This is a genomic window from Ruegeria sp. YKSF131, assembly GCF_059612645.1.
In genome coordinates this window covers 35,090-59,460 of the sequence record NZ_JBXWQZ010000012.1, presented here as the reverse complement: position 1 = coordinate 59,460, position 24,371 = coordinate 35,090, and the positions used below count along the sequence as shown (strand labels likewise).

The 24,371-nt window shown below is 56.9% G+C and carries 24 protein-coding genes; 13 read left to right on the top strand and 11 right to left on the bottom strand.

The genetic code is table 11. The features are described 5' to 3' along the window. Window positions 1-13 precede the first annotated feature (13 nt). From tig to AC2FLZ_RS06345, 3 genes are all read right to left on the bottom strand, one after another. A complete protein-coding gene (tig, locus tag AC2FLZ_RS06355; RefSeq protein ID WP_496881965.1) occupies window positions 14-1,345 on the bottom strand; it encodes a trigger factor in 1,332 nt (443 codons plus the stop codon). 173 nt (window positions 1,346-1,518) lie between these two features. Beyond that, window positions 1,519-2,643 (bottom strand): porin, encoded by a 1,125-nt coding sequence (locus AC2FLZ_RS06350; protein ID WP_496808699.1) that lies wholly within the window; start codon window positions 2,641-2,643, stop codon window positions 1,519-1,521. 309 nt (window positions 2,644-2,952) lie between these two features. Next, the gene (locus AC2FLZ_RS06345; RefSeq protein WP_496881955.1) at window positions 2,953-4,656 is read right to left on the bottom strand and encodes an NAD(P)H-hydrate dehydratase; all 1,704 of its coding nucleotides are present in this window, start codon (window positions 4,654-4,656) and stop codon (window positions 2,953-2,955) included. Window positions 4,657-4,825: 169 nt separating this feature from the next. Here AC2FLZ_RS06345 and AC2FLZ_RS06340 point away from each other — a divergent pair, with 169 nt between their 5' ends. The 4 genes from AC2FLZ_RS06340 to AC2FLZ_RS06325 all read left to right on the top strand — a co-directional run bounded on the left by AC2FLZ_RS06340 (window position 4,826) and on the right by AC2FLZ_RS06325 (window position 8,781). Continuing rightward, a complete protein-coding gene (locus AC2FLZ_RS06340; RefSeq protein ID WP_209503542.1) occupies window positions 4,826-5,164 on the top strand; it encodes a P-II family nitrogen regulator in 339 nt (112 codons plus the stop codon). 33 nt (window positions 5,165-5,197) lie between these two features. After that, window positions 5,198-6,604: a type I glutamate--ammonia ligase gene (gene glnA, locus AC2FLZ_RS06335; protein ID WP_480473395.1), complete on the top strand. Its 1,407-nt coding sequence runs from the start codon at window positions 5,198-5,200 to the stop codon at window positions 6,602-6,604. 287 nt (window positions 6,605-6,891) lie between these two features. Further along, window positions 6,892-7,680, top strand: a complete 789-nt coding sequence (locus tag AC2FLZ_RS06330) for a lytic murein transglycosylase (RefSeq protein WP_480473396.1) — start codon at window positions 6,892-6,894, stop codon at window positions 7,678-7,680. 198 nt (window positions 7,681-7,878) lie between these two features. Continuing rightward, complete coding sequence (locus AC2FLZ_RS06325; RefSeq protein ID WP_480473397.1) at window positions 7,879-8,781, top strand: hypothetical protein; 903 nt, start codon at window positions 7,879-7,881, stop codon at window positions 8,779-8,781. A gap of 36 nt (window positions 8,782-8,817) precedes the next feature. Here the strand turns inward: AC2FLZ_RS06325 and AC2FLZ_RS06320 are convergent, their stop codons facing one another. Next, complete coding sequence (locus AC2FLZ_RS06320; protein ID WP_480517488.1) at window positions 8,818-9,561, bottom strand: heme-dependent oxidative N-demethylase family protein; 744 nt, start codon at window positions 9,559-9,561, stop codon at window positions 8,818-8,820. A 122-nt stretch (window positions 9,562-9,683) separates the two neighbouring features. Here AC2FLZ_RS06320 and dddP point away from each other — a divergent pair, with 122 nt between their 5' ends. After that, entirely contained in the window at window positions 9,684-11,027 is a 1,344-nt protein-coding gene (gene dddP, locus AC2FLZ_RS06315) for a dimethylsulfonioproprionate lyase DddP (protein WP_480553793.1), read from the top strand. 10 nt (window positions 11,028-11,037) lie between these two features. On the opposite strand, the gene AC2FLZ_RS06310 is transcribed toward dddP, so the two are convergent. Beyond that, the gene (locus AC2FLZ_RS06310; protein WP_480473400.1) at window positions 11,038-11,232 is read right to left on the bottom strand and encodes a hypothetical protein; all 195 of its coding nucleotides are present in this window, start codon (window positions 11,230-11,232) and stop codon (window positions 11,038-11,040) included. 275 nt (window positions 11,233-11,507) lie between these two features. Here AC2FLZ_RS06310 and AC2FLZ_RS06305 point away from each other — a divergent pair, with 275 nt between their 5' ends. After that, on the top strand, window positions 11,508-12,722 hold the full coding sequence (locus AC2FLZ_RS06305; protein WP_480473401.1) for a bifunctional alpha/beta hydrolase/OsmC family protein: 1,215 nt from the start codon (window positions 11,508-11,510) through the stop codon (window positions 12,720-12,722). Window positions 12,723-12,754: 32 nt separating this feature from the next. Here AC2FLZ_RS06305 and AC2FLZ_RS06300 read toward each other — a convergent pair whose 3' ends face one another. Further along, window positions 12,755-13,072, bottom strand: a complete 318-nt coding sequence (locus AC2FLZ_RS06300; RefSeq protein ID WP_480473402.1) for a hypothetical protein — start codon at window positions 13,070-13,072, stop codon at window positions 12,755-12,757. Window positions 13,073-13,083: 11 nt separating this feature from the next. Next, window positions 13,084-13,644, bottom strand: a complete 561-nt coding sequence (locus AC2FLZ_RS06295) for a hypothetical protein (protein WP_480517493.1) — start codon at window positions 13,642-13,644, stop codon at window positions 13,084-13,086. 353 nt (window positions 13,645-13,997) lie between these two features. Between AC2FLZ_RS06295 and purB the strand changes: the two genes are divergently transcribed. From purB to AC2FLZ_RS06270, 5 genes are all read left to right on the top strand, one after another. Then, on the top strand, window positions 13,998-15,302 hold the full coding sequence (gene purB / locus AC2FLZ_RS06290) for an adenylosuccinate lyase (RefSeq protein ID WP_480553795.1): 1,305 nt from the start codon (window positions 13,998-14,000) through the stop codon (window positions 15,300-15,302). A 123-nt stretch (window positions 15,303-15,425) separates the two neighbouring features. After that, a complete protein-coding gene (locus AC2FLZ_RS06285) occupies window positions 15,426-15,578 on the top strand; it encodes a hypothetical protein (protein WP_480517497.1) in 153 nt (50 codons plus the stop codon). Between the two features lie 102 nt (window positions 15,579-15,680). Then, entirely contained in the window at window positions 15,681-16,223 is a 543-nt protein-coding gene (locus AC2FLZ_RS06280) for a tetratricopeptide repeat protein (protein ID WP_480517499.1), read from the top strand. A 69-nt stretch (window positions 16,224-16,292) separates the two neighbouring features. Beyond that, window positions 16,293-17,393: a flagellar motor switch protein FliG gene (locus AC2FLZ_RS06275; RefSeq protein ID WP_480553796.1), complete on the top strand. Its 1,101-nt coding sequence runs from the start codon at window positions 16,293-16,295 to the stop codon at window positions 17,391-17,393. Between the two features lie 120 nt (window positions 17,394-17,513). After that, on the top strand, window positions 17,514-18,437 hold the full coding sequence (locus AC2FLZ_RS06270) for a lysophospholipid acyltransferase family protein (RefSeq protein WP_480517503.1): 924 nt from the start codon (window positions 17,514-17,516) through the stop codon (window positions 18,435-18,437). Here the strand turns inward: AC2FLZ_RS06270 and AC2FLZ_RS06265 are convergent, their stop codons facing one another. Beyond that, window positions 18,438-19,139 carry a DUF1223 domain-containing protein gene (locus AC2FLZ_RS06265; RefSeq protein ID WP_480473408.1) on the bottom strand — a complete coding sequence of 234 codons (702 nt, stop codon included), beginning with the start codon at window positions 19,137-19,139 and terminating at the stop codon, window positions 18,438-18,440. A gap of 226 nt (window positions 19,140-19,365) precedes the next feature. Here AC2FLZ_RS06265 and acnA point away from each other — a divergent pair, with 226 nt between their 5' ends. Next, window positions 19,366-22,056, top strand: coding sequence for an aconitate hydratase AcnA (gene acnA, locus AC2FLZ_RS06260; RefSeq protein WP_496881954.1), 2,691 nt, complete (start codon window positions 19,366-19,368; stop codon window positions 22,054-22,056). Between the two features lie 135 nt (window positions 22,057-22,191). After that, complete coding sequence (locus AC2FLZ_RS06255) at window positions 22,192-22,893, top strand: SDR family NAD(P)-dependent oxidoreductase (RefSeq protein ID WP_480517509.1); 702 nt, start codon at window positions 22,192-22,194, stop codon at window positions 22,891-22,893. Here the strand turns inward: AC2FLZ_RS06255 and AC2FLZ_RS06250 are convergent. From AC2FLZ_RS06250 to AC2FLZ_RS06240, 3 genes are read right to left on the bottom strand one after another with little or no spacing between them, the layout of a single operon-like run. After that, window positions 22,888-23,430, bottom strand: a complete 543-nt coding sequence (locus AC2FLZ_RS06250) for a DsbE family thiol:disulfide interchange protein (protein ID WP_480492951.1) — start codon at window positions 23,428-23,430, stop codon at window positions 22,888-22,890. The two genes, AC2FLZ_RS06255 and AC2FLZ_RS06250, sit on opposite strands and share 6 nt — an antisense overlap. Continuing rightward, window positions 23,423-23,581, bottom strand: a complete 159-nt coding sequence (gene ccmD, locus AC2FLZ_RS06245) for a heme exporter protein CcmD (protein ID WP_209503508.1) — start codon at window positions 23,579-23,581, stop codon at window positions 23,423-23,425. Before ccmD ends, AC2FLZ_RS06250 begins: the two co-directional genes overlap by 8 nt. Continuing rightward, complete coding sequence (locus tag AC2FLZ_RS06240) at window positions 23,578-24,351, bottom strand: heme ABC transporter permease (protein ID WP_480473412.1); 774 nt, start codon at window positions 24,349-24,351, stop codon at window positions 23,578-23,580. The genes ccmD and AC2FLZ_RS06240 overlap by 4 nt, the downstream gene beginning before the upstream one ends. Window positions 24,352-24,371: the final 20 nt, after the last annotated feature.

The window sequence follows — 24,371 nt, the reverse complement described above, 5'->3', positions numbered from 1 at the left end:
GGAAGGAAGAGGATTATTCCTCTTCCAATGCCTCAATGGCTTTTTGCAGGTCGTCCTTGCTGACTTCCTTGTCGCTGACCTGGGCCAGCTCGAACACATAGTCGACAACCTTGTCTTCGAAGATCGGCGCGCGCAGTTGCTGCTGCATCTGAGCGTTCTGCTGTACGAACTCGAAGAACTGGCGTTCCTGGCCCGGGTACTGACGGGCCTGATTCATGATCGCCTGGGTCATCTCGGCGTCGGTGACTTCCACCTCTGCCTTTTGGCCCAGTTCAGCCAGCAACAGACCCAGACGCACGCGGCGTTCGGCCAGCTTGTTGTGCTCATCGGTGGGTTCGATCTCACCGTGGTCATGGCCGGTTACCTCGGGGTTTTCCTCGTGCCACAGCTGATGTGCAATCTGCTTGGCTTCGGCTTCAACCAGCGACGGCGGCAGGTCGAACGACACTTTCTCATCCAGCGCGTCCAGCAGGGCCCGCTTCATGACAGCGCGCGATGCACCTGCGTATTCTGCTTCCAGACGTTCCGAAATCTGAGTTTTCAGGGCGGCCAGATCCTCGGCGCCAAACTTCATCGCCAACTCATCGTTGATCTCCGCTGCAACCGGCTCTTTCACTTCCTTGATCGTGCAGGTGAAGACCGCGTCTTTTCCGGCCAGGTGTTCGGCACCATATTCTTCCGGGAAAGTCACGTTGACGTCTTTTTCTTCCTCGGCCTTCACACCGACCAGCTGGTCTTCAAAACCGGGGATGAAGCTGTTCGAGCCCAGAACCAGCGGGTAATCTTCCGCCGATCCACCTTCGAATTCTTCACCATCAACCTTGCCGACGAAATCGAACACGATCTGGTCGCCTTCCTTGGCTTTCGAACCCTTGCGGCGGGCTTTGAAGTCCTGAGCGGTTTCAGCCAGGTTGTTCAGCGCTTCCTCGACGGCGGCGTCATCCGCCTTGACGATCAGCTTGTCCAGCGCGACCGATTTCAGATCGACCTCAGGGATCGCGGGCAGCGCTTCGTAGGACATCGCGACCTCGATATCATCGCCTTCTTTCCAGTCCTCGTTGGTCATCTTGACTTCGGGCTGCAGCGCGGGGCGGTCGCCGCTGTCCTCAAAATGCTTGTTCATCGCACCGTCGATGGATTCCTGCATCGCCTCGCCCAGCAGGCGCTGCCCAAACTGCTTTTTCAGCAGCGTCATCGGCACCTTGCCTTTGCGGAAGCCTTTCATTTCGATTTCCGGCTGTGCTTCGGTCAGCTTTTCATTGACCTTGTCGTCCAGTTCGGCTGCGGTCACAACGATGTTGTAGCCGCGTTTCAGACCTTCGTTCAGCGTCTCGGTAACCTGCATTTTGGTAGTCCCCATAGGATTCGGGGCGCGCAAAACGGGCGCGCCGGGCAAATTTGACGCCTTCTATTTGCCCTGCCGCCAACGTGCAAGGGGCAAAGGCTGAATCAACCTGGTTTTGGCAAAAAAGAACGCCCCGGTTTTCGGGGCGTTCGTGTTGGGTCGCTGGAAGGCAATTAAAACTTCCAGCGCGCGCCCAGAACCCATGCTTCGTTGTTGTCAAAGGATGAACCATCATCGAAGTCGTGGTTGCGATACTTCAGGTATACATCGGTATTGATCGCTTCGACCTTCTGCACGACAGCGATACCCCATGCCTTGGTGTCGGACCCGTTGGTCTCGAAATCCGCGCCGTCAAAATAGTCGATGCCGACACCTGTCTTACCCCAGGAAACCCAGTTCCCTTCGTACGAGACCTTGCCGTACCAGTAATTCGGGTCCGTCTGGCCAGCCCGGTCATCGTCACGCGTGCCGCCGGCAATCGTGAAACCCAGACCGCTGGGCAACAACACCGAGGCCGAACCGATGGTATCTTTGCGATCCCCTGAATTGTCATCCCGGTCCCGCACCGAATACGCGACAGCTGCCGCAAACTCTACTCCGCCTGCAAAGGTGTTTTCATAGAACACACCGACGTCATAGTAGTCATCATCGTCACTGCTGGACAGGATGTTCTGACCATATGCAAATGCGGCCGAGAACCCGTTAACCGTTGGTGTGTCATACCGCACACGCCCGCGACGTGAGCCGTCAAAGTTGCTGGAACTGTCACCAACCGTAATACCGCTCAACACACCGTTTGTGCCACGATAGAAAAAGCCCGAGTTTTCATCGTTTGTGAACGAATACAGCGCGGTGCCGACATAGGACAGGTCCACCTCGGCAGCACCATCTGCCACCATGCTGCCCTGACCAGCCGAGAATTTGCCGTAGCTGCCCTTCAAGGCAAAATCCACAAATCGGATATCGTCGCGAGTCCAGCCGCTGAAATTTGTACCGTTCTGGTTCCATTCAGTCGAGTTCGGCAAGCCCAACGCCGTTTCCAAGCGAAAGGTAAACTCGTTCTGGCCAAATGGCTGCATCAGGCGCAGGCCAACCCGGCTGTTCGACAGATCGTTGTCGAGGACCCGGGTCTCGGTATCTTGCCCGTCATCAACAGAAATCAAGGCTGGGTTAAACTGCCCGTACAACAGCACATAGCCGCCACTGTTATTTTCGTATTTCAGCTCTGCGGCTGCCGGAACAGCGACCGTGGCAGTCAGAAAGGCAGCAACCGATATCTTTTTGATATTTGGGGTCATTTCACTCACCATAATTGGTTCGGGGTTCAGATACTGCCCATTTGTTTACTGAATCCGAGCGTTCCAGTGGTCTGCCCCTTGTCTTACGCAAGAATTGTATTTTAGCAACAGAACACACAAAGAATTCTACCATTTTACATTATTTTTCATCAGCTTACAAGATACGACTCCAGCCCCCACTGGCAGCTTGCAAATGAATAGTGATGCCTACCTATGCACCTGACAAATATGCGGTATGCATCCGCGCACATCTTGACAGCGAAAACATGCGATTCAGACAGAGCCTGAACTGCTTTCTGCCCAAAACAACTAGACATTCAGCTGTTTGAAAACACCGGGCAATTGCTCAGGCAGATCCTCGGCGATCAATCCCGGCCCGAAACGCCGTGCGCATTCCACGTGCAGCCACGCTGCTGTCTCAGCCGCCGTCATCGGATCGACCCCCCGCGCCAATAGCCCGGCGATGTAACCGGCCAACGCATCGCCTGACCCGGCGGTTGCAAGCCAAGGGGCGGCGCGATCATAGCACGCGGCATTGATCGAACATCGCCCGTCCGGGGCCGCAATGACAGTATCCGGCCCTTTGAACAACACGACACATCCCGCACGTGCCGCTGCCTCTCGCGTTGCGTCCACCTTGGAATAGGCGGGGCCTCTGACCGGCGTTTCGCTCAGCTTTTCCGCCAGATCGGGGAACAGCCGCGCAAACTCTCCGCCATGTGGGGTCAGAACGCAGCGGTCATGCAGCATTTCGAACAGGTTTCCGGGATCACCAGCAAAAGCTGTCAGCGCATCCGCATCCAGAACCGTCGCACGTTTCGCAATCAGGGCGACCGGCACCAGGTCCCGCGCGCGCTCCAACCCCAAACCGGGGCCCAGACAAAGGGCGTTCATCCGCACGTCCTGCAATACGTCTGACAGCATTTGAGAACCATCAATGCACTGTAGCATGAGGGCAGTGATCCGGCTCGCCACCTCTGCCAACGCCAAGGATGGCACCCCCAGCGTCACCAACCCTGCCCCAATCCGCAAGGCCCCCCGCGCGGCCAGACGCGCCGCACCGGTCTTGCCGGGGCCACCCGAAAGGATCAGGGCATGGCCATGGGTGTATTTGTGCGCAACGACTGAAGGTAAATCGCTTTGCTTTGTCAAAAGCGTTCTTGCACGCCGCCCGCTATCGAGCTTTTGGTCGTCCAGAGTGACGCTGCGGACTGGACCCCGGCCTGCTCTTTCTCCTTGCAAAATAACCTGCCCCCAGTGCCGCTCCGACGTTTCATTCAGACCAATTTCGACGACGCTCACTTTCCGGCAATAAGCCGGACCGTCGCTCAACACATGCCCAAGTTTTCTTCGTTCGAAGGTTACTGTCAGATCCGCAGAAAGGGGTCTGGCATCGGTCAGTATTCCTGCTCGGGCACCAAGCACCTTTCCGCTGTCCATGCACAGCCCCGAAGGTGAATCGACTGCCACAAAGCGAACACGTGATGACAAGCTGCAAAAATACTCCAACAATTGCCCAAGCACAGGATCAATCGGACGTGTCAACCCCGTGCCGAAAATCGCGTCCACCAAAACGTTTAGTATTCCAAAATTGGCCAGGCGGTCATTCTTCAAGCCTTCTTTTGAAAGCGCGTTGATAACACCCAACTCACCCCATCGCTGATAATTCACCCGCGCGTCCGGCGGCAGCCTGTCAGGATCGCCATATAGGAATACCTCAACCTTCCAGCCCAGTTCCCGCAAAAGACGCGCCACGACAAACCCGTCACCGCCGTTGTTTCCGGGCCCGCACAGCACGACCGCGCGCAACGGATTATCTTCATCTTTTTCCAAATACTCCGGGGAGCGCGAGGGGTTGGCCCCTCGCCTGTCCAGATCTGGCCATTCCTCGAAGATCGCCTCGACAACGCCTTGCCCTGCCCGCTCCATCAGCTCCAAGCCCGTGACCTCACCGGACTCGATGGCCGCGAGCTCGATGGCTTTCATCTGCGCCGCTGTCAGCAATTCGGACATGTCACACCCTCGCGCGATTCAGTTTCGATTACTTTTTGTGCAAACCGCCCAAAAATTAGCACAGGGCCTGATTTCAACGGATACCGACCCGACCGATACCGCAATCACGTTGCTGCCCGATCTTAGACGTGATCACTGCGCCTGAGACAACCATTCAAGGTGAGCCGGAATGAAAAAGATCGAAGCGATCATCAAGCCGTTCAAACTGGACGAAGTGAAAGAGGCGTTGCAGGACGTAGGTGTTCAGGGTCTCAGCGTCGTCGAAGTCAAAGGTTTCGGCCGTCAGAAAGGCCATACCGAGCTGTATCGTGGCGCGGAATATGTTGTCGACTTTTTGCCCAAGGTAAAGGTCGAGGTCGTATTGGACGATGACCAGGTCGATGCGGCCATCGAGGCCATCGTGTCGGCAGCCAAGACCGACAAGATCGGCGACGGTAAGATCTTTGTCTCTCCGGTTGAACAAGCCATTCGCATCCGTACCGGCGAGACCGGCTCGGACGCGCTCTAACATACCAATCTTCAAGTCAGAGGAATCAAGAGAATGAGCAAGGACGCAGTTCTTCAGCTGATCAAGGAAGAGGGCGCCGAATATGTCGACGTCCGTTTCACCGACCCCCGCGGCAAGCTGCAGCACGTGACCCTGATGGCCGATCAGGTCGACGAAGACTTCCTGGACGAAGGCTTCATGTTCGATGGCTCGTCCATCGCAGGCTGGAAGTCGATCGAAGCATCGGACATGAAGCTGATGATCGACACCGAAAGCGCATATGTTGATCCGTTCTACGCTGAGAAAACCATTTGCGTACACTGCACGGTCGTCGAGCCCGATACAGGCGAAGCCTATGAGCGTGACCCGCGCGGCACAGCGCAGAAAGCCGAGGCCTACCTGAAGGCATCGGGGATCGGCGATGTTGCATACATGGGCCCCGAAGCCGAGTTTTTCCTGTTTGACGATGTCCGGTATTCGAACACGATCAACAAGGTATCCTACGAAGTTGATGCAACTGACGCATCATGGAACACCGACACCGAATACGAAATGGGCAATACGGGCCACCGTCCGGGCGTCAAGGGTGGCTACTTCCCGGTGAACCCGATCGACGAAGCGCAGGACCTGCGGTCGGAAATGCTGTCCACCATGAAGCGTCTGGGCATGAAGGTCGACAAGCACCATCACGAAGTTGCGTCATGCCAGCACGAACTGGGCCTGATCTTCGACAGCCTGACCAAGCAGGCGGATGAACTGCAAAAGTACAAATACGTCATCCACAACGTGGCTCATGCGTACGGCAAATCGGCAACCTTCATGCCGAAGCCTATCGCAGGTGACAACGGCACCGGCATGCACGTGAACATGTCGATCTGGAAAGACGGCAAGCCACTGTTCGCGGGTGACAAATACGCTGATCTTTCGGACGAAGCGCTGTACTTCATCGGTGGTATCCTGAAGCACGCCAAGACACTGAACGCCTTCACCAACCCCGCAACCAACAGCTACAAGCGCCTGATCCCCGGTTTCGAAGCCCCAGTTCTGCGCGCCTACTCGGCCCGCAACCGATCAGGTTGTGTCCGTATTCCGTGGACCGAGAGCCCTAAAGCAAAACGTGTCGAGGCTCGATTCCCCGATCCGGCAGCGAACCCCTACCTGGCGTTTGCCGCTCTGTTGATGGCTGGCCTGGACGGCATCAAAAACAAGATCGATCCGGGCGAAGCCATGGACAAGAACCTGTACGATCTACCTGCCGAGGAACTGGCCGGTATCCCGACTGTCTGCGGCAGCTTGCGTGAAGCTCTGGAAGCGCTGGCTTCTGATCACGACTTCCTGCTGCAAGGTGACGTGTTCACCAAGGACCAGATCGACGGCTACATCGCCCTGAAGATGGAAGAGGTCGAAACCTACGAGCACACACCACACCCGGTTGAGTACGGCATGTATTACAGCTGCTAAGCAGCACGGCATGGATTTACAGGGGCGCCCAAACGGGCGCCCCTGTTTCATTTGCGCCGGTCTGTCGCTGTTCAGCCTTTTCGAGCGCCATGACGCAGAATACACACTTTTTACCTTCGCCCTTGCTATCTGCCCGATGCTGAGGATCTGAAACCCTTCAAAGGCGCTCTGCAGACCAATCAACAGGCTTTTGCAGGAGCGGTTGGTGCTACTCCAACGAACTGCTTTGCCCAATTCAAAGCTCAAGGTAGGCTGGCCTCAGATTTTAACACAACCGGATTACCTGCATGTTTCGCCTTTACGTATTATTCGCCCTGCTTGTGTCCTCGCCCCTTCTGGCCGCGCCTTGTGGGAATACCAGCGCGGGGTTCGAGGCCTGGAAGGCCGATTTCGCCCAGCAGGCCCGCAAGGCTGGTGTGAAAAAAAAGGGCCTTCAGGCGCTTGCCCAAGCTCAATACGCCACGGGCACAATTGCGGCAGACCGCAATCAGAAAAGCTTCAAATACACACTGGACAAGTTCATGCGTGTCAGAGGCGCTGATGCAATCGTCGCGCAGGGGCGCAAACGCAAGGCTGCAAATCCCGATTTCTATGCTGCGCTTGAACGGCAATACGGTGTTCCGCCGGGCATTCTGATCGCCATTCACGGCATGGAAACCGGCTTTGGCAATTTTATGGGAGACAGTCAGGTTGTTTCCGCAATCACAACACTGGCCTATGATTGTCGCCGGTCCGAGTTCTTTGTTCCGCACGCAATCGGGGCACTTAAACTGGTCGATGCAGGAAGCATTACCGTGGCGACAAAAGGGGCAAAACATGGCGAGTTGGGCCACACTCAGTTCCTGCCGGGCAACGCCCTGACCTATGGCGTCGATGCCACCGGCGACCGTCGGGTGGACTTCTATGACATGACCGACGCGCTTGCCTCGACCGCCAATTATCTTCGCAAGAAAGGGTGGAAGCCGGGGCGTGGCTATCAGCCAGGGGAGCCGAATTTTCAAGTGCTGCAACAGTGGAACGCGGCCTCTGTTTATCAGCAATCCATAGCAATCATGGCCGCCCGAATCGACCAATAGGCGGTCGCACCAACAACACACTCCGCACCCGCTTTCGCCACATTTCCGCCACAGTGACAAACAAAAGCCTTTAGTTTCTTGGTTTCCAACGCGTAACCAATACCGGAGTAAAATCACCTTTTTTGCATTTTCCGCCAAATTCTCCACACGAATGGTTGTTACAGTGTTTGCTGAACAGTACGCAAAAAGGACAGTGCAGTGGCTCGGAAGCACAGCTACCATGGCGGCCTGCAATTTAACGGCGACGCGAATGGCGCGATCGAGCGTTTTGGCACAATCGTTGCCACGACGCTGGAAGATTACGGCCATCTGGTCGAACGCAAGGCGTTGCTGAGCAATTCTGAAGCCAGCATTGTTTCAAGTCAGTATCTTGTGCGACTGACCTTGGATACAGGCACCCCCGAGCAGGAAGACCGGTACGAGCGTATGGATCGCGCCGCGGGGCTAAAAACGATAACAAAACCCCGCGCCGCAAATCCGCAAAACAGATTGGTTCTTTCAATCACGCCGGTCTCACCCCTGCTGGATGACTCCGAGATTTCGGAACTGATGATGGTCGTCATTCTGTATCGCATGGTCGACATTTGTTCGACCCGGCGCGTTGAATGGCTGTCGCCACACACGGTTCTGACGGTCGAGCAGTTTATGAGCGCCTTTGACACTCTGGCCCCCAGCCGATCACGCGACAGAAAACAAATTTTTCAGTCGCTGACCGGGCAATTCTCGGCAGTGAATGTGCCAGAGAACGGTGACACCTTAAGTGTACTTCATACTTCGACGTCCCGCCCGATCCAGCTGACAGATGAACAATTGCTCAGCATCGCGTTTCGCAGTGAAGATACAAACATGCCAGGTCAGGAAACGTTCGATGACGACGATGGTGTCGTAAAGCCAAGCGACGTTCTGCGTCTCAGCAGTTGGTGCATGACGGGTGTACTGGCAGGCGTTTCGACCCCGATTGCCCTGTCAATGGCTGCAGTGAATCTGATCCGGGGTGAGGATTTTCGCCTCAACACCCAGGTGCTTGTCTTTACCTTCGCGATAGTTGCCCTGAACGCAACAAACGCGTTTGCCGATGTTGCGGCCGCCTTGGGCCAATAAGAGAATTACAGAAGACCCTCCTTGGATGCCCCGCCTTCAGGCGGGGTTTTCCATTATGGGAACCGCGTTCGCCGCCAGAACATAAGTGTGGATTGAAAAGACGACCGCATCCGTTTTCGGCAAGCGCAGCAGGGTTTGCCGCTCACTTCTCAGGTAAGACGTTTTACGTCGATCTGTGACGCCCCGCCTGTCACTGGCGCTTCGGGGTTGAAACAGTTCGGGGTCTTCATACCAAAGCGCGTTAAAGCGCCAGAGCGGACGACCGGGCTGTATCCCGTCGAACAGGCGCTGCACCCGCTTGGCGATATTGTCGTCGTAACTTGCAACAGGCACATGGATGTCGATCAGTGGTCGCATGAATTTCTCGGACAAAAGCCAGCTGGCCGGGAAACACAGGATTGCGCCAGTCAATACATGTTCAGTTCCGCGCTTTTGAAGGATGCAAAAATCCTCCTGAACCAGCCTGCACAATGTATCAAGCGGCTGCGCCCGGTCGACTGCGACCGTTACACCATCGGGTCTGACGACCTCCTTACCCGCATTGGGATAGACCTGCGACACCACAAGGTCGAGCAGTTCCCGAGCAGCGGATTCAGCCTGCGGATCAAGCGCCAGAACGTCATCGCGGCGTTCTGTCAGCAGCTTCTCCCGGCGTTGCATCTGACCGGCAAAAGCCTCGTCCCGATGCAACCAGTTTTCCATCGTTGCAGGCTGTATACCCGGTAAAGCACGCGGGTTGCCGACATCATATGGTATTTTTTCCTGCAGAACTTTATTCATACCAGCGACTTAGCATAGGTCGAAATTTTTGTCGGTCGAAAACGACAGGTTCGCCGTCGCATTTTTCCAAGACGATCCACATGGGCACCTTAGGTTTGACCGAACAAGCAACGAGGTCCGTCATGAACAAGCATTACCGAGACACGCGCAAGATTGACCCCAGCCGAGGCGCTACGCTGGGCGATGGCACGCCAAATGAGAATGACCGGATCGAGATCGGGCCGACACAGCTGGCTTTTGACGAATGGGCTGCGGCAGGTCTGGAATTGCCCAATCTTGCACGGATGCGGGAACACCGCTGGAAGCGACTAACGCAGGCCATCGTTGATCGCGGATATGGTGGTTTGCTGGTTTTTGACCCGCTGAACATCCGCTATGCGACCGACAGCACGAACATGCAGTTGTGGAATACGCATAACCCGTTTCGCGCGGTGCTATTATGTGCCGATGGCTATATGGTGATCTGGGACTACAAGAACTCGCCTTTCCTCAGCACGTTCAATCCGCTGGTGCGCGAGCAGCGTTCAGGCGCGGATCTGTTTTACTTCGACCGTGGCGACAAGGTGAATATAGCGGCAGATGTCTTCTCGAACGAGGTGCGCGTGCTGATCGATGCGCATGGCGGCGGCAATAAACGTTTGGCTGTCGACAAGATCATGTTGCACGGTCTGCGCGCGCTTGAGGCGCAGGGCTTTGAAGTCATGGAAGGCGAAGAGCTGACCGAAAAGACCCGTTCCGTGAAGGGGCCAGATGAGATTCTGGCCATGCGCTGTGCCAATCACGCCTGTGAAACCGCTGTAGCGGAAATGGAGAGCTTTGCGCGCGCCAATGTCGGCAATGGCAGGACAACCGAGGATGATATCTGGGCTGTTCTGCACGCGGAAAACATCCGGCGCGGTGGCGAGTGGATCGAGACCCGCCTGTTGGCGTCAGGCCAACGCACGAACCCCTGGTTCCAGGAATGCGGCCCGCGCATCACGCAGCAAAACGAAATCATCGCCTTCGACACCGACCTGATCGGGTCTTACGGGATTTGCATCGATATCTCGCGTACATGGTGGATTGGTGACCAAAAGCCCCGCCCTGACATGATCTATGCCATGCAGCACGCGCATGAACACATCATGACCAACATGCAAATGCTGAAGCCCGGTGTGATGATCCCGGAACTTACGGCCATGTCGCACAGGCTTGACGACAAGTTTCAGGCGCAGAAATACGGCTGCCTGATGCACGGAGTGGGATTGTGTGATGAATGGCCGCTGGTCGCGTATCCGGACAAAGCCGTCGAAGGCGCCTATGACTATCCGCTGGAGCCAGGCATGGTGTTGTGCGTCGAAGCCTGTGTCGGCGAAGTCGGTGGCGATTTCAGCATCAAGCTTGAGGATCAGGTTCTCATTACCGAAACCGGGTATGAGAACCTGTCCAGATATCCCTTTGACCCCCAATTGATGGGGATCGAATAAGGCCGGGCCTTCACTCCGACCAATGGGACCGGCGGACGTTTCCATGCCAGTCTTCCGTGGCAGGGCTGATCTGAACCTGTGAACCACCTTGGGGTGCGGGCCAGGATTGGCCGACCGCGAACCCGGCAACGCCGGCCAGAATAATGGCCAGGATCATACGTGAACGCAGGTCGGGTATCTGGGGCGCAATATCTGCATGTGACATCTGTGTCTCCTGTTTCAGCTTTCATGAACTACAGATGGGATGTGCAGAGACATAAGTGAAACGAATGTTTGTTCTGATTGTCATCATCGTTCTTGATATTAATAGAAAGTGAGAGTTCCGCCGCCGTGCAACACGAAAACGGCGGGGATCTTGTGCAGTCTGTGAAACACCCATTCGTTCTCACCTTCCCGTTACGCGTGTGACTTAAGGGTTGTGACCGAAGGGTCAAATACACAGTATTGGGCGTGTTCCCCCGTACCACTTAAGGAGCCGACATGCCCACGGAACGCATCACTTTTGCCGGACATGACGGCAGCCAATTGGCGGCGCGACTGGATTTGCCGGACGGACCAGTGCTGGCAACGGCCCTGTTCGCCCATTGCTTTACCTGTTCCAAGGATATCCCGGCCGCCCGGCGCATTTCTGCCCGTCTGGCTGCCATGGGTATCGCGGTGCTTCGGTTCGATTTCACCGGGCTGGGCCATTCAGAAGGCGAATTCGCCAACACGACCTTCACTTCGAATGTCGAGGACCTGATTTCAGCCGCGCAATATCTGGCCGGTCGAAACATGGCACCTGCACTGCTGATCGGCCACTCGCTTGGTGGCGCGGCGGTGCTGCGGGCGCGGGCTGGTATTCCGACTGTAAAAGCCGTCGTGACATTGGGTGCTCCGGCGGACCCCGCCCATGTATCGCATCACTTTGAGGCGGCGCTGCCTCAGATCGAAGAGGACGGCAGTGCCGAGGTCTCTCTGGGTGGTCGCCCCTTCCGAATTGGTAAGGCTTTTGTGGACGATATTGCCAAATCAGCCCTGTCATCTGCAATCGCCGACCTCAAAGCTGCCCTGTTGATCCTTCATGCTCCACGCGACGAAACGGTCAGCATCGACAATGCGAGCGCGATCTTTATGGCCGCGAAACACCCCAAAAGCTTTGTAACTCTCGACGATGCCGATCATCTGATCACGCGCGCCTCTGACGCCGAATATGCAGCAGATGTCATCGCCGCTTGGGTTTCGCGCTATGTGAAACTGTGCCCGCCCGCTCCGCCACCGGGTGCGCCAGAGGGCGTTGTGCGCATAACAGAAGCAGATCCGGGCGGGTTCATGCAGGATATTCAGGCCGGTCCAAACCACCATCTGGTCGCGGATGAGCCCGCATCCTATGGCGGTACGGACAAGGGCATGTCGCCTTATGGCTTTGTCTCGGCCGGTTTGGGGGCCTGCACATCGATGACAATACGCATGTACGCCAGGCGCAAAGGCTGGCCCCTGACAAATGTCAGCGTCGATGTGTGTCATGACAAAGTTCATGCGCAGGATGCCGGATTGGTGAATGACGGCAAGGTGGACCAGTTTCGCCGGAAAATCCGCCTGAGCGGCCCGCTGGATCAGGAGCAAAGGCAACGTTTGCTTGAGATTGCGGACAAGTGCCCGGTTCACCGGACGCTCGAAGGCTCGGCCCACATAACGACCGAGCTTCTTTCATAAGAAAGGCCGCCTGACAGGCGGCCTTTTGTTCCTTAGCGTCGCGGGCCCGGTCGATGAATGGGCGGGCGGGCAACCGGTGGGCGCGCCACAGGTGGGCGCGGGCGCGCGGGAGGTTTGGCCACAGGCGGTTTCGGACGCTCGGGGCGCACTGGTCGATCAGGCCGGTTGGGACGATCAACGTCAATATCCACATTAACGTCATGGTAATAGTCGTTCCACAGCATCGAGTCGTAAAACGGGTCATACCCGTACCCGACCCCGACCGTCACACCGTCACAGGCCGACAGCGTCAAAGTCGCGATCCCAAACCCCAGCGCAAGGGACATCCGTTTGATCAGTCTAACACTCATCGCTCCCTCCCTCACTGAAGTGCCCGGAACGACGCGAAAACGGCGTTAAGATCATCTGCATAACTCGGGTCCGCCCCGTCCCGCAGAATGGCAACTGCGATGGCAACCCGGCCTTGCGGAAGGTCAATGACGGTGGCGGAAAAGCTTACTCCCTTGCCGTCCCGGTGCCCGGTGCCCCGAAACACGCGGGCTGGCAACCCGCCAATACGGGTATCGCTGGTGCTGGTCGTCGTCGGGTCTTTGACCAGAAACTTGTCGATATCCTGCAAGTACCGGACGCCGCCCTGAATTGTTCCAACCCCCGAAGGTGATACGAAACCCATCCACACTGCGTCGTCTGTCACCGGCCGGAGCCCCATAACCCGCGCGACCGCGCGGGCATCGCCCAGTTCGGTATCCTCAATCTCGCGCGGGCCGCCGGTGCGAAGGATCCAGAAGTCGGGTACGTCAAACCGAAAAAGCGCTCGGCCTTCCTCGGTGTAGGTCACGGGTGTGTCAGCCAGTGCTGGTGCAGCTGCGCCGACGCAAAAAGCACCACAGAGGGCAAGTATCGAACGTGAAAACAAACGCATATCTCAATAACCTGATTATTTCCTTCCTTTCAGATTGAACAGTCAATGTGCTGTTTGTCCAGCATCGCTTGGCAGCAAGGTCAAGACGGGCATCAACCCCAACTGGCGGCATGATCCGGTGAGAACTAATGCGGGTACAAAACCTGCCTTGTAGCGGCACCCTGCCCGTCACTGCCACACCAAGTCCTTTGCAATACAGTTTCCCGAACCCGTCTGCTGCTGAAAAGCCCGAACAGACGGCAAGAATCAGGGCAAACCGTCTCATATGCGCTCTCGCATCTTGTTCCCTACCTCGCACGCAGCTAAACCCCGCGCCAACGCCTCATCCAATCTGCAAAAAGGTGCCGTCGCCTATGATTCCCCGTTATTCCCGCCCCGACATGGTCGCCATCTGGTCGCCTGAGACCAAGTTCCGCATCTGGTACGAGATCGAGGCGCACGCGTGCGACGCCATGGCGGATCTGGGCGTGATCCCGCGCGAAAATGCGGACGCTGTCTGGAAAGCCAAGGATGTGGAATTCGATGTCGCCCGCATCGACGAGATCGAGGCCGTCACCAAGCATGACGTTATCGCCTTCCTGACCCATCTTGCAGAGCATGTCGGCAGTGAAGAGGCGCGTTTTGTGCATCAGGGCATGACCAGCTCGGACGTGCTGGACACTTGTTTCAACGTACAGCTGACCCGCGCTGCCGACATCCTGATTGCCGATTTTGAAGGGCTTCTGGCCGCGCTCAAGCGCCGCGCGATGGAACATAAGAACACGGTTCGTATCGGACGCAGCCACGGCATCCACGCCGAACCGACAACCATGGGTTTGACCTTTGCCCGCTTCTACGCCGAGATGGACCGCAACCTGTCCCGGATGCGCGATGCGCGTGCGGAAATCGCCACCGGAGCGATCAGCGGTGCGGTTGGTACCTTTGCCAATATCGATCCCGCGGTCGAGGAACATGTCTGTGACAAGCTGGGGCTGGTGCCTGAGCCGATCAGCACGCAGGTCATTCCGCGCGACCGCCACGCGGCCTTCTTTGCCACGCTGGGCGTTATCGCCAGCAGCATCGAAAACATTGCCATCGAAATCCGCCACATGCAGCGGACCGAGGTGCTGGAGGGGGCTGAGTTCTTCTCGATGGGCCAGAAAGGCTCCTCGGCGATGCCGCACAAGAAAAATCCGGTGCTAACCGAAAACCTGACCGGTCTGGCGCGCATGGTCCGCGCGGCCGTAATACCGGCGATGGAGAATGTTGCGCTCTGGCACGAACGCGATATCTCGCATTCTTCGGTCGAGCGCATGATCGGTCCGGATGCCACGATCACGCTGGATTTTGCGCTGGCACGGCTAACAGGCGTGGTCGACAAGATGCTGATCTTCCCCGAGAACATGATCGAGAACATGAACAAGTTTCCCGGCCTTGTCATGAGTCAGCGGGTTCTGTTGGCACTGACACAAGCGGGCGTAAGCCGTGAGGACGCCTATGCCATGGTACAGCGCAACGCGTTGAAGGTTTGGGAACACCGCACCGACTTCAAGGAGGAACTGTTGGCGGATGCTGATGTAACTGCCGCACTCAGCCCTGCGGAGATCGAAGAGAAATTCGACCTCGGGTATCACACCAAGCATGTCGATACGATCTTTGCGCGCGTGTTTGGAGAATAACGGACATCTTTTCAGTCTGTTAGCCGGGGGTGCTCTGCCGCGTGCAGAGCACCCCCTTGCTTTTTGCCAGATCAACGGAAATGCGGTATCCTGCATGTGCTTTTTCCATACGAGGGAAACATCATGATCCGAACAATCCTAAGCGCATTGGCACTGGTTCTTGTGGCCTCGGCCGGGCTTGCCTGCGAGCAGCATTCCAAACAGACCCAATCCTGCGCTCCCGGTACGGCGTGGGATACTGAAACAAAAAGCTGCGCGAAATCTGTCAACAGCTGACAATTTTTGTCCAGTTCGTGAATAAAAGCGTCCGTTCCCCTGTTAGCTTTTTTGTAGATCGCACTATGATTTCAATAAGAGCCCCGAGAACGGAGTAAAGAAATGCGCCTTTTGTTAGCTTCTGCCCTTGCCTTGCAAGCCTTTGCCTTCGCGCCTGCTGTCCATGCTGCAGGCGGTGACAGCAGCAGCCCGCCGAAACCGACGAATACAACCAAGAAATGCCTGTTCGGCCGTGTATATGACGAAACCCGTGGAAAATGCGTCAAACCTGACAAGTCAAACCTGACAGATGATCAGCTGTATAATGCGGTCCGCGAACTGGCCTATGACGGGCAATACGGGCACGCTCAGGACATTCTGCGCATCATGGATCAGGACGACGATCGTGTCCTGACCTATTGGGGTTTCACCTATCGCAAGATGGGCGAGCTTGGACTGGCAAATGTCTTTTATCAAAACGCGATCAATGCCAACCCAGACAATCTTATGGCGCGCAGCTACATGGCGCAGGGGTTTGTGTCCGAAGGCCGAACCGATCTGGCGATCGAGCAATGGCGCGAAATAAAGGCCCGTGGCGGAGAAGGCACCTGGGCCGAGGCGTCGCTGCGTGAAGCGATCCGAACGGGTCTGACATACAGTTATTAAGGTTCAGGGTTATTTAACCCGACTCTCTCTAATCTGCCTGTGGTTCGAAAACTTTGGCTCCACAGGCAGATGCAAAACACCAACGCATTAATTCAAACGGTTCAAGGGGCTTCGGCTCCGTTTCCCGCAGGGGGTGGCGACAGCCCGCGCCTTGTTCCCCGGACTTTAACCAGCCGTCAGAAGGCGGCCGTCGTCGTGCGCCTGTTGTTGAACGAAGGCGCCGATCTTCCGTTGGAGGAGCTTCCCGACGACCTGCAAGAAAAACTGACACATCAATTGGGGGAAATGGGTCTTGTGGATCGCGTGACCCTGGGTGCCGTGGCACAGGAGTTCAGCGAAGCCCTGAACAATGTCGGTCTGGCCTTTCCACATGGGCTTGCCGGGGCCTTGGATGCCGTCAGTGGAAAAATCACACCCGCAACAGCGGCACGTTTGCGCAAAATTGCCGGAGTTCGTCAGATCGGTGATCCCTGGCAAAGGTTGCGCGACATTCCAGCCCATGACCTTGCGGCCATGGCACAGGCGGAAAGCACCGAAGTGGCCGCTGTGATGCTATCGAAAATGGATACGGCACAGGCGGCGCAGATGCTGGGCCACATGCCGGGTCCGGTGGCGAGGCGGATCACCTACGCAATCTCGAAAACAGCAAATGTCACACCCGAAGCGGTTGAGCGTATTGGCTGGTCACTGGCTGCTCAGCTGGATCAGCGGCCTGTTCAGGCCTTCAATGACGGTCCGGGCGCGCGGGTGGGTGCAATCCTGAACCAGTCTGCGTCCGCCACGCGCGACGACCTGCTGAACGCGCTGGATGAGGACGACGCTGATTTTGCCGATCTGGTGCGCCGGTCGATCTTTACCTTCGCCCATATCTCCAGCCGGATTTCGCCCCGTGATGTTCCAGCGATATTGCGGGAAGTCGATCAGCCTGTTCTGGTCGCGGCCCTGGCTGGTGCCGCCGCGGATGATGACAAGGCATCTGTCGAGTTTCTGCTGTCGAATATCTCCTCTCGTATGGCAGAAAACCTGCGCGAGGAAATCGCGGAACGCGGGCGGGTCAAGCAATCTGAGGCCGAAGATGCCATGACCCAGATTGTTGGGGCGGTTCGTGCCCTGTCTGACGCCGGAACAATTACGCTGATTGAAAAGGAAGAAGACGAAAGCACGGGTTGAGGCAGGAACAGGCGCTCCCACAAAATCGTTGGGGCGGCCATTTCGCTTGGGTGCTTGAGGTTACGGGTACCGGGTTGTATGTCTTAGGCAACATTTCGCAACACGCGGTGAGACACCTCCATGCCCGTCGAAAAGTCGGAGCTCAGCCGGTTTGAGCTTGGAAAATACTATGTCGCCAATCTGTTCCTGCAGGGAATCATCAGCGCTATGCGCCTGCTTCCTTATGAAAGGCGCATAGAGACCATGGGTGCAATCATGAAAACCCTTGCACCCGTCGTTGGATTTCGCACCCGCGTCCGCCGGAATCTAAAGCTCACCTGCCCTGAATTGTCTGACGTCGAGATCACAAAGATCTATCGTGACGTGTCGGATAATGCCGGTCGGGCAATAATGGAGCATTTCTCACCCGAAGGTTTTATCGAACGTCAGGTGAACGCCAAGATATCCGGGCCCGGTATTGCTGCATTTGACGCCGCGATCGCCGAAGGGCGCCCGGTGATGATGATCACGGCGCATTTCGGTCACTATCTGGCCGCACGCGTCGCCCTGCAGAAACACAGCGGCAAACCGATAGGATGCCTTTACCGGCGGATGGCCAATCCTTATTTCAACGACGCCTATGTCGAAGCTTTTTACAAAACCGGCGCGCCGATGTTCGAACAGGGGCGGCGCGGTATGGTCGAAATGGTCCGGTCACTCAAGAACGGTGGAATTATCGCTATCGTATCCGACCTGCATGCGTTGGGGGGCGAAGAGCTGACATTCTTCGGCAAGCCTGCCGTGACATCCGTGTTGAACGCAGAACTGGCCATCAAGTACAAGGCCGTACTTATACCGTGCTATGCCGTGCGCCAGCCTAATGGCATCGACTTTGAAATCATCCTGCATGATCCCGTTCCGCACACGGACCCAAAGACGATGACTCAGTTCACCAATGACGATCTGGAACAGATAGTGCGGCAGCATATGGGGCAGTGGTTCTGGATCCATCGGCGCTGGAAAAGCTGGAACGGGCTTGGCGTCCAACCGGACAACCTGCCCTGATCACTTGGCCCATGTCGCGGCAACAATCGGCCCGTGACCGGCCCTTTGCACAAGCACGACGGCTGGCAAGTCTGGTTCCAGCTGCGCCGAGTAAGTCTGCGGTGTTTGCCCATCCCACTGGCCCGCAATCTGCCAGGTTTCGACAACATTGGCATAATCCAACTCCCGCCCGGCTAACTCTCCACGACGGATCGAGGCATGGCGCAGGGGCGAATACTGAACGATACGCACGTCATAGGTCTCACCTTCGGGCAATTCCACAGGTGTCACACTCACGGTCACTTCGTCTGCGTCTCGGGTCGCGGTCACCGCTGCCTCGGGGGCGGCCGTTAGATGCGCATCAATCAGACGATCGAGCTCCTGAGCCTGAGCGCCGACGATATCGTGCTGACCATTTATGATCATCTGGGGCGTATAGATCATGGATTTTCCGTTTTCGCGGGCATAAGCCCGTTGCCGGAACGTGTGATCAGGATCGGCATATTCGTCCTTCCAGCCGATGTAATCCCAATAGTCGACATGCAGTGCCAGCCCGATGACATCGTCGCGTTTCGCCAGCTCATGCATGATCCGGTCCGCCGGCGGGCAAGATGAACACCCCTGTGAGGTGAACAGCTCAACCACCACAGGATCCTCACCGGACATGGTTTGGGTGGCGAACAGGCAGGATACGAGGGCGGTCAAAGCAGCGGATTTGAACATAAAAACTCTCGGATTGAACGGGTGTTCTCTGGGATAGCCGTTTTGCCGCTCAACCGCCAATCAACGTTTCTTGAGGGCGGCTTCTGCAATTCGCCGCCTAAATGTGTGCAATGGTATACAAAATTGCAAATCCAGTGCTATTGAACCTTGAACCAACGGCTTGGGTGATGCAGATAACACTCAGCGATGCCCGAAATCCAAGCCATTTGAGAAGGGAGGCCACCAGATGCCCATTAAAGTCGGACAGGATACCGCCAAGACACGCCGCAGCCTGAACGTGAATGGCAAATCCATTTCCTACTATTCGATCCCCGCCGCGCAGCAGGCCGGTTTGGGTGATTTCTCCAACCTTCCTGCCGCGTTGAAAGTCGTGCTGGAAAACATGCTCCGATTTGAAGACAGCGGCTTTTCGGTCTCGGTCGATGACATCAAGGCATTTGCCGAATGGGGTGCCAATGGCGGCAAGAACCCGCGCGAGATTGCGTACCGCCCTGCCCGTGTGCTGATGCAGGACTTCACCGGTGTTCCCGCGGTGGTCGATCTGGCCGCCATGCGCGACGGGATCAAAGGCCTGGGCGGTGACGCACAGAAGATCAACCCGCTGAACCCGGTCGATCTGGTTATCGACCACTCGGTCATGATCGACGAGTTCGGGAACCCGCGTGCGTTCCAGATGAACGTCGACCGCGAATACGAGCGCAACATGGAACGCTATCAGTTCCTGAAATGGGGTCAGAACGCGTTCAACAATTTCCGCGTTGTGCCTCCCGGCACCGGTATCTGCCATCAGGTGAACCTGGAATATCTGGCGCAGACGGTCTGGACCGACACCGATCAGAACGGCGAAGAAGTTGCCTATCCCGACACGCTGGTTGGCACCGACAGCCACACCACCATGGTCAACGGCATGGCCGTTTTGGGATGGGGTGTTGGCGGAATCGAGGCGGAGGCTGCAATGCTGGGTCAGCCGATCTCGATGCTGATCCCTGAGGTGATCGGTTTTGAGTTGACCGGCTCGATGGTCGAAGGCACCACCGGTACGGACCTTGTTCTGAAGGTTGTCGAATTGTTGCGCGCGAAGGGCGTGGTGGGCAAGTTCGTCGAGTTCTATGGCGAGGGGCTGGACCGCCTGCCGCTGGCTGACCGTGCAACCATTGCCAACATGGCGCCGGAATACGGCGCAACATGCGGCTTCTTCCCGATCGACGGCGAAACCCTTCGCTACATGCGCAACACCGGCCGCGACGAAGACCGCATCACGCTGGTCGAAGCCTACGCCAAGGAAAACGGGTTCTGGAGAGGCCCGGATTATGCACCGATCTACACCGACACTCTGTCGCTGGACATGGGCACAATCGTTCCAGCAATTTCAGGCCCGAAACGCCCGCAGGACTACGTCGCGCTGACCGACGCCAAGGCCGCTTTCACCAAGGAAATGAAAGAGACCTTCAAGCGCCCGATGGGCAAGGAAGTCGCGGTCAAGGGCGAAGACTACACCATGGAGTCGGGCAAGGTTGTAATTGCTTCGATCACCTCCTGCACCAACACGTCGAACCCTTACGTGATGATCGGTGCAGGCCTTGTGGCCCGCAAAGCCGCAGCGCTGGGTCTGAACCGCAAGCCTTGGGTCAAAACCTCGCTGGCACCCGGTTCGCAGGTTGTATCGGCCTATCTTGAGGCCGCTGGACTGCAAGAAGATCTGGACAAGGTCGGTTTCAACCTTGTTGGGTACGGCTGCACCACCTGCATCGGCAACTCGGGCCCGATCCAGAAAGAAATCTCTGAAGCCATTTCCGAGGGCGATCTGGTCGCCACGTCGGTTCTGTCCGGCAACCGTAATTTCGAAGGCCGTATCTCACCGGATGTCCGCGCCAACTATCTGGCTTCGCCGCCGTTGGTTGTTGTCTATGCGCTGGCAGGTACGCTCGACATCAATCTGACGTCCGAACCTATCGGTCAGGACAAGAACGGCAACAACGTCTTCATGAAGGACATTTGGCCGACCCAAAGCGAAATCGCAGAACTGGTTGAAGCGACCGTAACCCGCGAAGCGTTCCAGTCGAAATATGCGGACGTCTTCAAGGGCGATGAGAAATGGCAAAGCGTAGAGGTTCCGCAACAGGAAACCTATGACTGGCCGCCAACGTCGACCTACATCCAGAACCCGCCCTATTTCCAGGGTATGGGGGCGGAACCGGGCACGATCTCGAATATCGAAGGCGCCAAAGTTCTGGCCATTCTGGGCGACATGGTGACCACCGACCATATCTCACCCGCGGGGTCATTCGCGGCAACGACGCCAGCAGGCAAATACCTGACCGACCGTCAGGTTCAACCGCGCGAATTCAACTCGTACGGCTCGCGACGGGGCAACCACGAAGTCATGATGCGCGGCACCTTTGCCAATATCCGCATCAAGAACGAGATGTTGGACGGAGTTGAGGGCGGCTATACCAAAGGCCCGGATGGCGAACAGACATCAATCTACGACGCCTCGATGGCCTTTCAGGCCAATGGCACCCCGCTGGTCGTGTTTGGTGGCGAACAATACGGCGCGGGCTCAAGCCGTGACTGGGCGGCCAAGGGCACCGCACTGCTGGGTGTCAAAGCCGTGATTGCGGAAAGCTTTGAGCGAATCCACCGGTCCAATCTGGTTGGCATGGGCGTTATCCCGTTCGAATTCACCGGTGGAGATACCCGCAAAACCCTGGGTCTGAAGGGGAACGAAACCGTCTCGATCCACGGTCTGGATACGGTCGAGCCGTTGCAGATCGTGCCCTGCACCATCACCTATGCAGATGGGGCTGAGACGACCATCCAGTTGAAATGCCGGATCGATACCGCGCCTGAGATCGAATACATCGAAAACGGCGGCGTGCTGCATTACGTGCTGAGAAATCTGGCGAAGGCTGGCTGAGGTACGCAGCGAATAAGTAAGTTTTGAGGGCGCCTTCGGGCGTCCTTTCTTTTGCAAGGCTCTGCCTCGCCCTCCGAAGTTTTATTCAGCAGAAGAAGTTGGATATACGCGGCACTCTGAAAACAGGAGGTGGTTATGGAAAAGGTGGCGTTGGTAACAGGCGGGGCGCGGGGTATTGGACACGCCATCGTAGAGGAGTTGAGCCGCGACCATAGGGTGGCGTTCACTTGGTTGTCCACCAACCCTCCGGCGAGGCTATTGCGGGGGGAAGCTTTGGCGATCCGTTCGGATCTGACGGCTCCTGATCAACCTGCGGCGGTGATTGCGCAAGTGATGGAGCGGTTTGGACGACTTGATGTGATCGTGAACAATGCTGGGTTGGTTCGATCGACGCCAAAAGAGGAGTTCCAAGCGGAGGAGCATCGCGCCATTCTGGATATGAATCTGCTAGCCCCCGCTGCTTTGCTGGCTGCAGCTTTGCCACATTTGGAACGGGGCGCCGCCATTGTCAGTATCTCGTCGATGAATGCAGTGTTGCCGCCCCGTGATGCTGTCACTTATGGTGCCAGCAAGGCGGCTCTGAACCTGTGGACCCGTGCCATGGCCAAAGAGTTGGGGCCAAACGGGATACGCGTCAATGCTGTGGCCCCCGGTGCGATCAACATTCCTGAAGCGCCTCGTTCGGAAGAACTGACAGAACTTTTCGTGAAGGATACTGCGTTGGGCCGGGCCGGACGGCCCGAGGATATAGCCAAAGTGATCAGGTTTCTGGCGTCGGACGCGGCCTCGTTCATCACAGGTGAAGTTTTGTCCGTAACGGGAGGCTATCGTTTATGAACCGCCCGCAGCTTTCTCAAGCGCAGGCCGGATGGTGCTTGCAATGACACGCTGCGTAATCGGGCCAGCAAAGCGCAGAATGATCGTTCCGTCACCGTCGATCACGTAGGTCTCGGGAACGCCGTACAGACCCCAGTCAATCGCCATTCGGCCCTGTTCGTCGCGGCCCATGGCGGTGTACGGATCACCAAGGTCATCCAGGAAAGCCTCGGCATTGCTCAGCTTGTCTTTGTAGTTGATGCCGTAAACCGGGATGCCTTCAGCCGCCAGAGCCTCGAGGTTGGGGTGCTCGGCGCGGCATGGCGCGCACCAACTGGCCCAATAGTTGACCAGCTTGACCTCTCCGTTGCGCAGCGTTTCATCGTCGAAAAGGGTCTTTCCCGGAAACTCGGTGAGAACCACGGGCGGCGCCGGTTGCCCTTCGCGGGCCGAGGGCAAGGCGTTGGGATCTTCGCGAAACATGCCGATGCCTGCGAGAACCGCGAATGCGCCAAAAATCAGAGGCGGCGCAATCATCAGGGGCGAGATTTTAGCCATTGCGCGACATCCTCTGTTCGACCTTCTCCATTTCCGCACGCACCTTGCGCCCGCGCATCACGCTGAACGCAACCAGTGCCACGATAAGGGCAATGGAAACGGCATAAGACGACAAAACGGCGTCTGCATATTTTCCAAGATCGGGGATCATCCGCCTACCCTTTCCCGTGCCTGTAGCGCCTTGATACGACGGGCGCGAATTTCCGTTCCGGTGCGGTACAACACCAAGGCGATGAACAGCAGAACAAATCCGATGATGCAGGCCAGCAGGGGGTAGAAAAAGACATTGCTGACCTTCTCTTCCGTATCCGCCCCGGTAACGGCCCCCGCCCGCATGACCGATGCGCCCTGATGCAGGCCCTGATTCCAGAAATTCACCGCATACCGGCTGAGGATCGCAAAGACCGACCCCACCAGACACAGAACCGAGGTCAGGTCGGCTGCGGTATCCGGATCTTCGATAGCTTCCCACAAGGCGACATAGCCAAGGTAGAACAGAAACAGGATCAGGAACGATGTCAGGCGCGGATCCCAGGCCCACCATGTGCCCCACATGGGCTGTCCCCAGATGGCCCCCGTCAGCAGCGCTATCAGGGTCATTACGATCCCGATCGGTGCAGCAGCGCGTGCCGCAAGCGCGCTGACATGGTGGCGACGCACCAGCCAAACCAATGAGGTGGCAAGCATCATCAGCCAGCAATTGATCGCCATCAGGGCCGCCGGAACATGCAGATAGATGATCTTGACGGTCGACCCCTGCTTGTAGTCGTCCGGTGTAAAGAAAAAGCCCCATGTCAGACCGACAACGATGCAGATGGTCGAGACAATCCAGAAAAACGGCAGGACCCGTTCGCTGGTTTCAAGAAACTTGCGAGGGTTGGCATATTCCCAGAGGGCGTTGGCTTTGGCTGCGATTGACATGGGCCCTATCTAGTCCGAGT

Bases quoted from the DNA above. Each gene is read 5' to 3' on its own strand.
- tig (WP_496881965.1), bottom strand. From the start codon at position 1,345: ATGCAGGTTACCGAGACGCTGAACGAAGGTCTGAAACGCGGCTACAAC.
- AC2FLZ_RS06350 (WP_496808699.1), bottom strand. From the start codon at position 2,643: ATGACCCCAAATATCAAAAAGATATCGGTTGCTGCCTTTCTGACTGCC.
- AC2FLZ_RS06345 (WP_496881955.1), bottom strand. From the start codon at position 4,656: ATGTCCGAATTGCTGACAGCGGCGCAGATGAAAGCCATCGAGCTCGCG.
- AC2FLZ_RS06340 (WP_209503542.1), top strand. From the start codon at position 4,826: ATGAAAAAGATCGAAGCGATCATCAAGCCGTTCAAACTGGACGAAGTG.
- glnA (WP_480473395.1), top strand. From the start codon at position 5,198: ATGAGCAAGGACGCAGTTCTTCAGCTGATCAAGGAAGAGGGCGCCGAA.
- AC2FLZ_RS06330 (WP_480473396.1), top strand. From the start codon at position 6,892: ATGTTTCGCCTTTACGTATTATTCGCCCTGCTTGTGTCCTCGCCCCTT.
- AC2FLZ_RS06320 (WP_480517488.1), bottom strand. From the start codon at position 9,561: ATGAATAAAGTTCTGCAGGAAAAAATACCATATGATGTCGGCAACCCG.
- dddP (WP_480553793.1), top strand. From the start codon at position 9,684: ATGAACAAGCATTACCGAGACACGCGCAAGATTGACCCCAGCCGAGGC.
- AC2FLZ_RS06310 (WP_480473400.1), bottom strand. From the start codon at position 11,232: ATGTCACATGCAGATATTGCGCCCCAGATACCCGACCTGCGTTCACGT.
- AC2FLZ_RS06305 (WP_480473401.1), top strand. From the start codon at position 11,508: ATGCCCACGGAACGCATCACTTTTGCCGGACATGACGGCAGCCAATTG.
- AC2FLZ_RS06300 (WP_480473402.1), bottom strand. From the start codon at position 13,072: ATGAGTGTTAGACTGATCAAACGGATGTCCCTTGCGCTGGGGTTTGGG.
- AC2FLZ_RS06295 (WP_480517493.1), bottom strand. From the start codon at position 13,644: ATGCGTTTGTTTTCACGTTCGATACTTGCCCTCTGTGGTGCTTTTTGC.
- purB (WP_480553795.1), top strand. From the start codon at position 13,998: ATGATTCCCCGTTATTCCCGCCCCGACATGGTCGCCATCTGGTCGCCT.
- AC2FLZ_RS06285 (WP_480517497.1), top strand. From the start codon at position 15,426: ATGATCCGAACAATCCTAAGCGCATTGGCACTGGTTCTTGTGGCCTCG.
- AC2FLZ_RS06280 (WP_480517499.1), top strand. From the start codon at position 15,681: ATGCGCCTTTTGTTAGCTTCTGCCCTTGCCTTGCAAGCCTTTGCCTTC.
- AC2FLZ_RS06275 (WP_480553796.1), top strand. From the start codon at position 16,293: ATGCAAAACACCAACGCATTAATTCAAACGGTTCAAGGGGCTTCGGCT.
- AC2FLZ_RS06270 (WP_480517503.1), top strand. From the start codon at position 17,514: ATGCCCGTCGAAAAGTCGGAGCTCAGCCGGTTTGAGCTTGGAAAATAC.
- AC2FLZ_RS06265 (WP_480473408.1), bottom strand. From the start codon at position 19,139: ATGTTCAAATCCGCTGCTTTGACCGCCCTCGTATCCTGCCTGTTCGCC.
- acnA (WP_496881954.1), top strand. From the start codon at position 19,366: ATGCCCATTAAAGTCGGACAGGATACCGCCAAGACACGCCGCAGCCTG.
- AC2FLZ_RS06255 (WP_480517509.1), top strand. From the start codon at position 22,192: ATGGAAAAGGTGGCGTTGGTAACAGGCGGGGCGCGGGGTATTGGACAC.
- AC2FLZ_RS06250 (WP_480492951.1), bottom strand. From the start codon at position 23,430: ATGGCTAAAATCTCGCCCCTGATGATTGCGCCGCCTCTGATTTTTGGC.
- ccmD (WP_209503508.1), bottom strand. From the start codon at position 23,581: ATGATCCCCGATCTTGGAAAATATGCAGACGCCGTTTTGTCGTCTTAT.
- AC2FLZ_RS06240 (WP_480473412.1), bottom strand. From the start codon at position 24,351: ATGTCAATCGCAGCCAAAGCCAACGCCCTCTGGGAATATGCCAACCCT.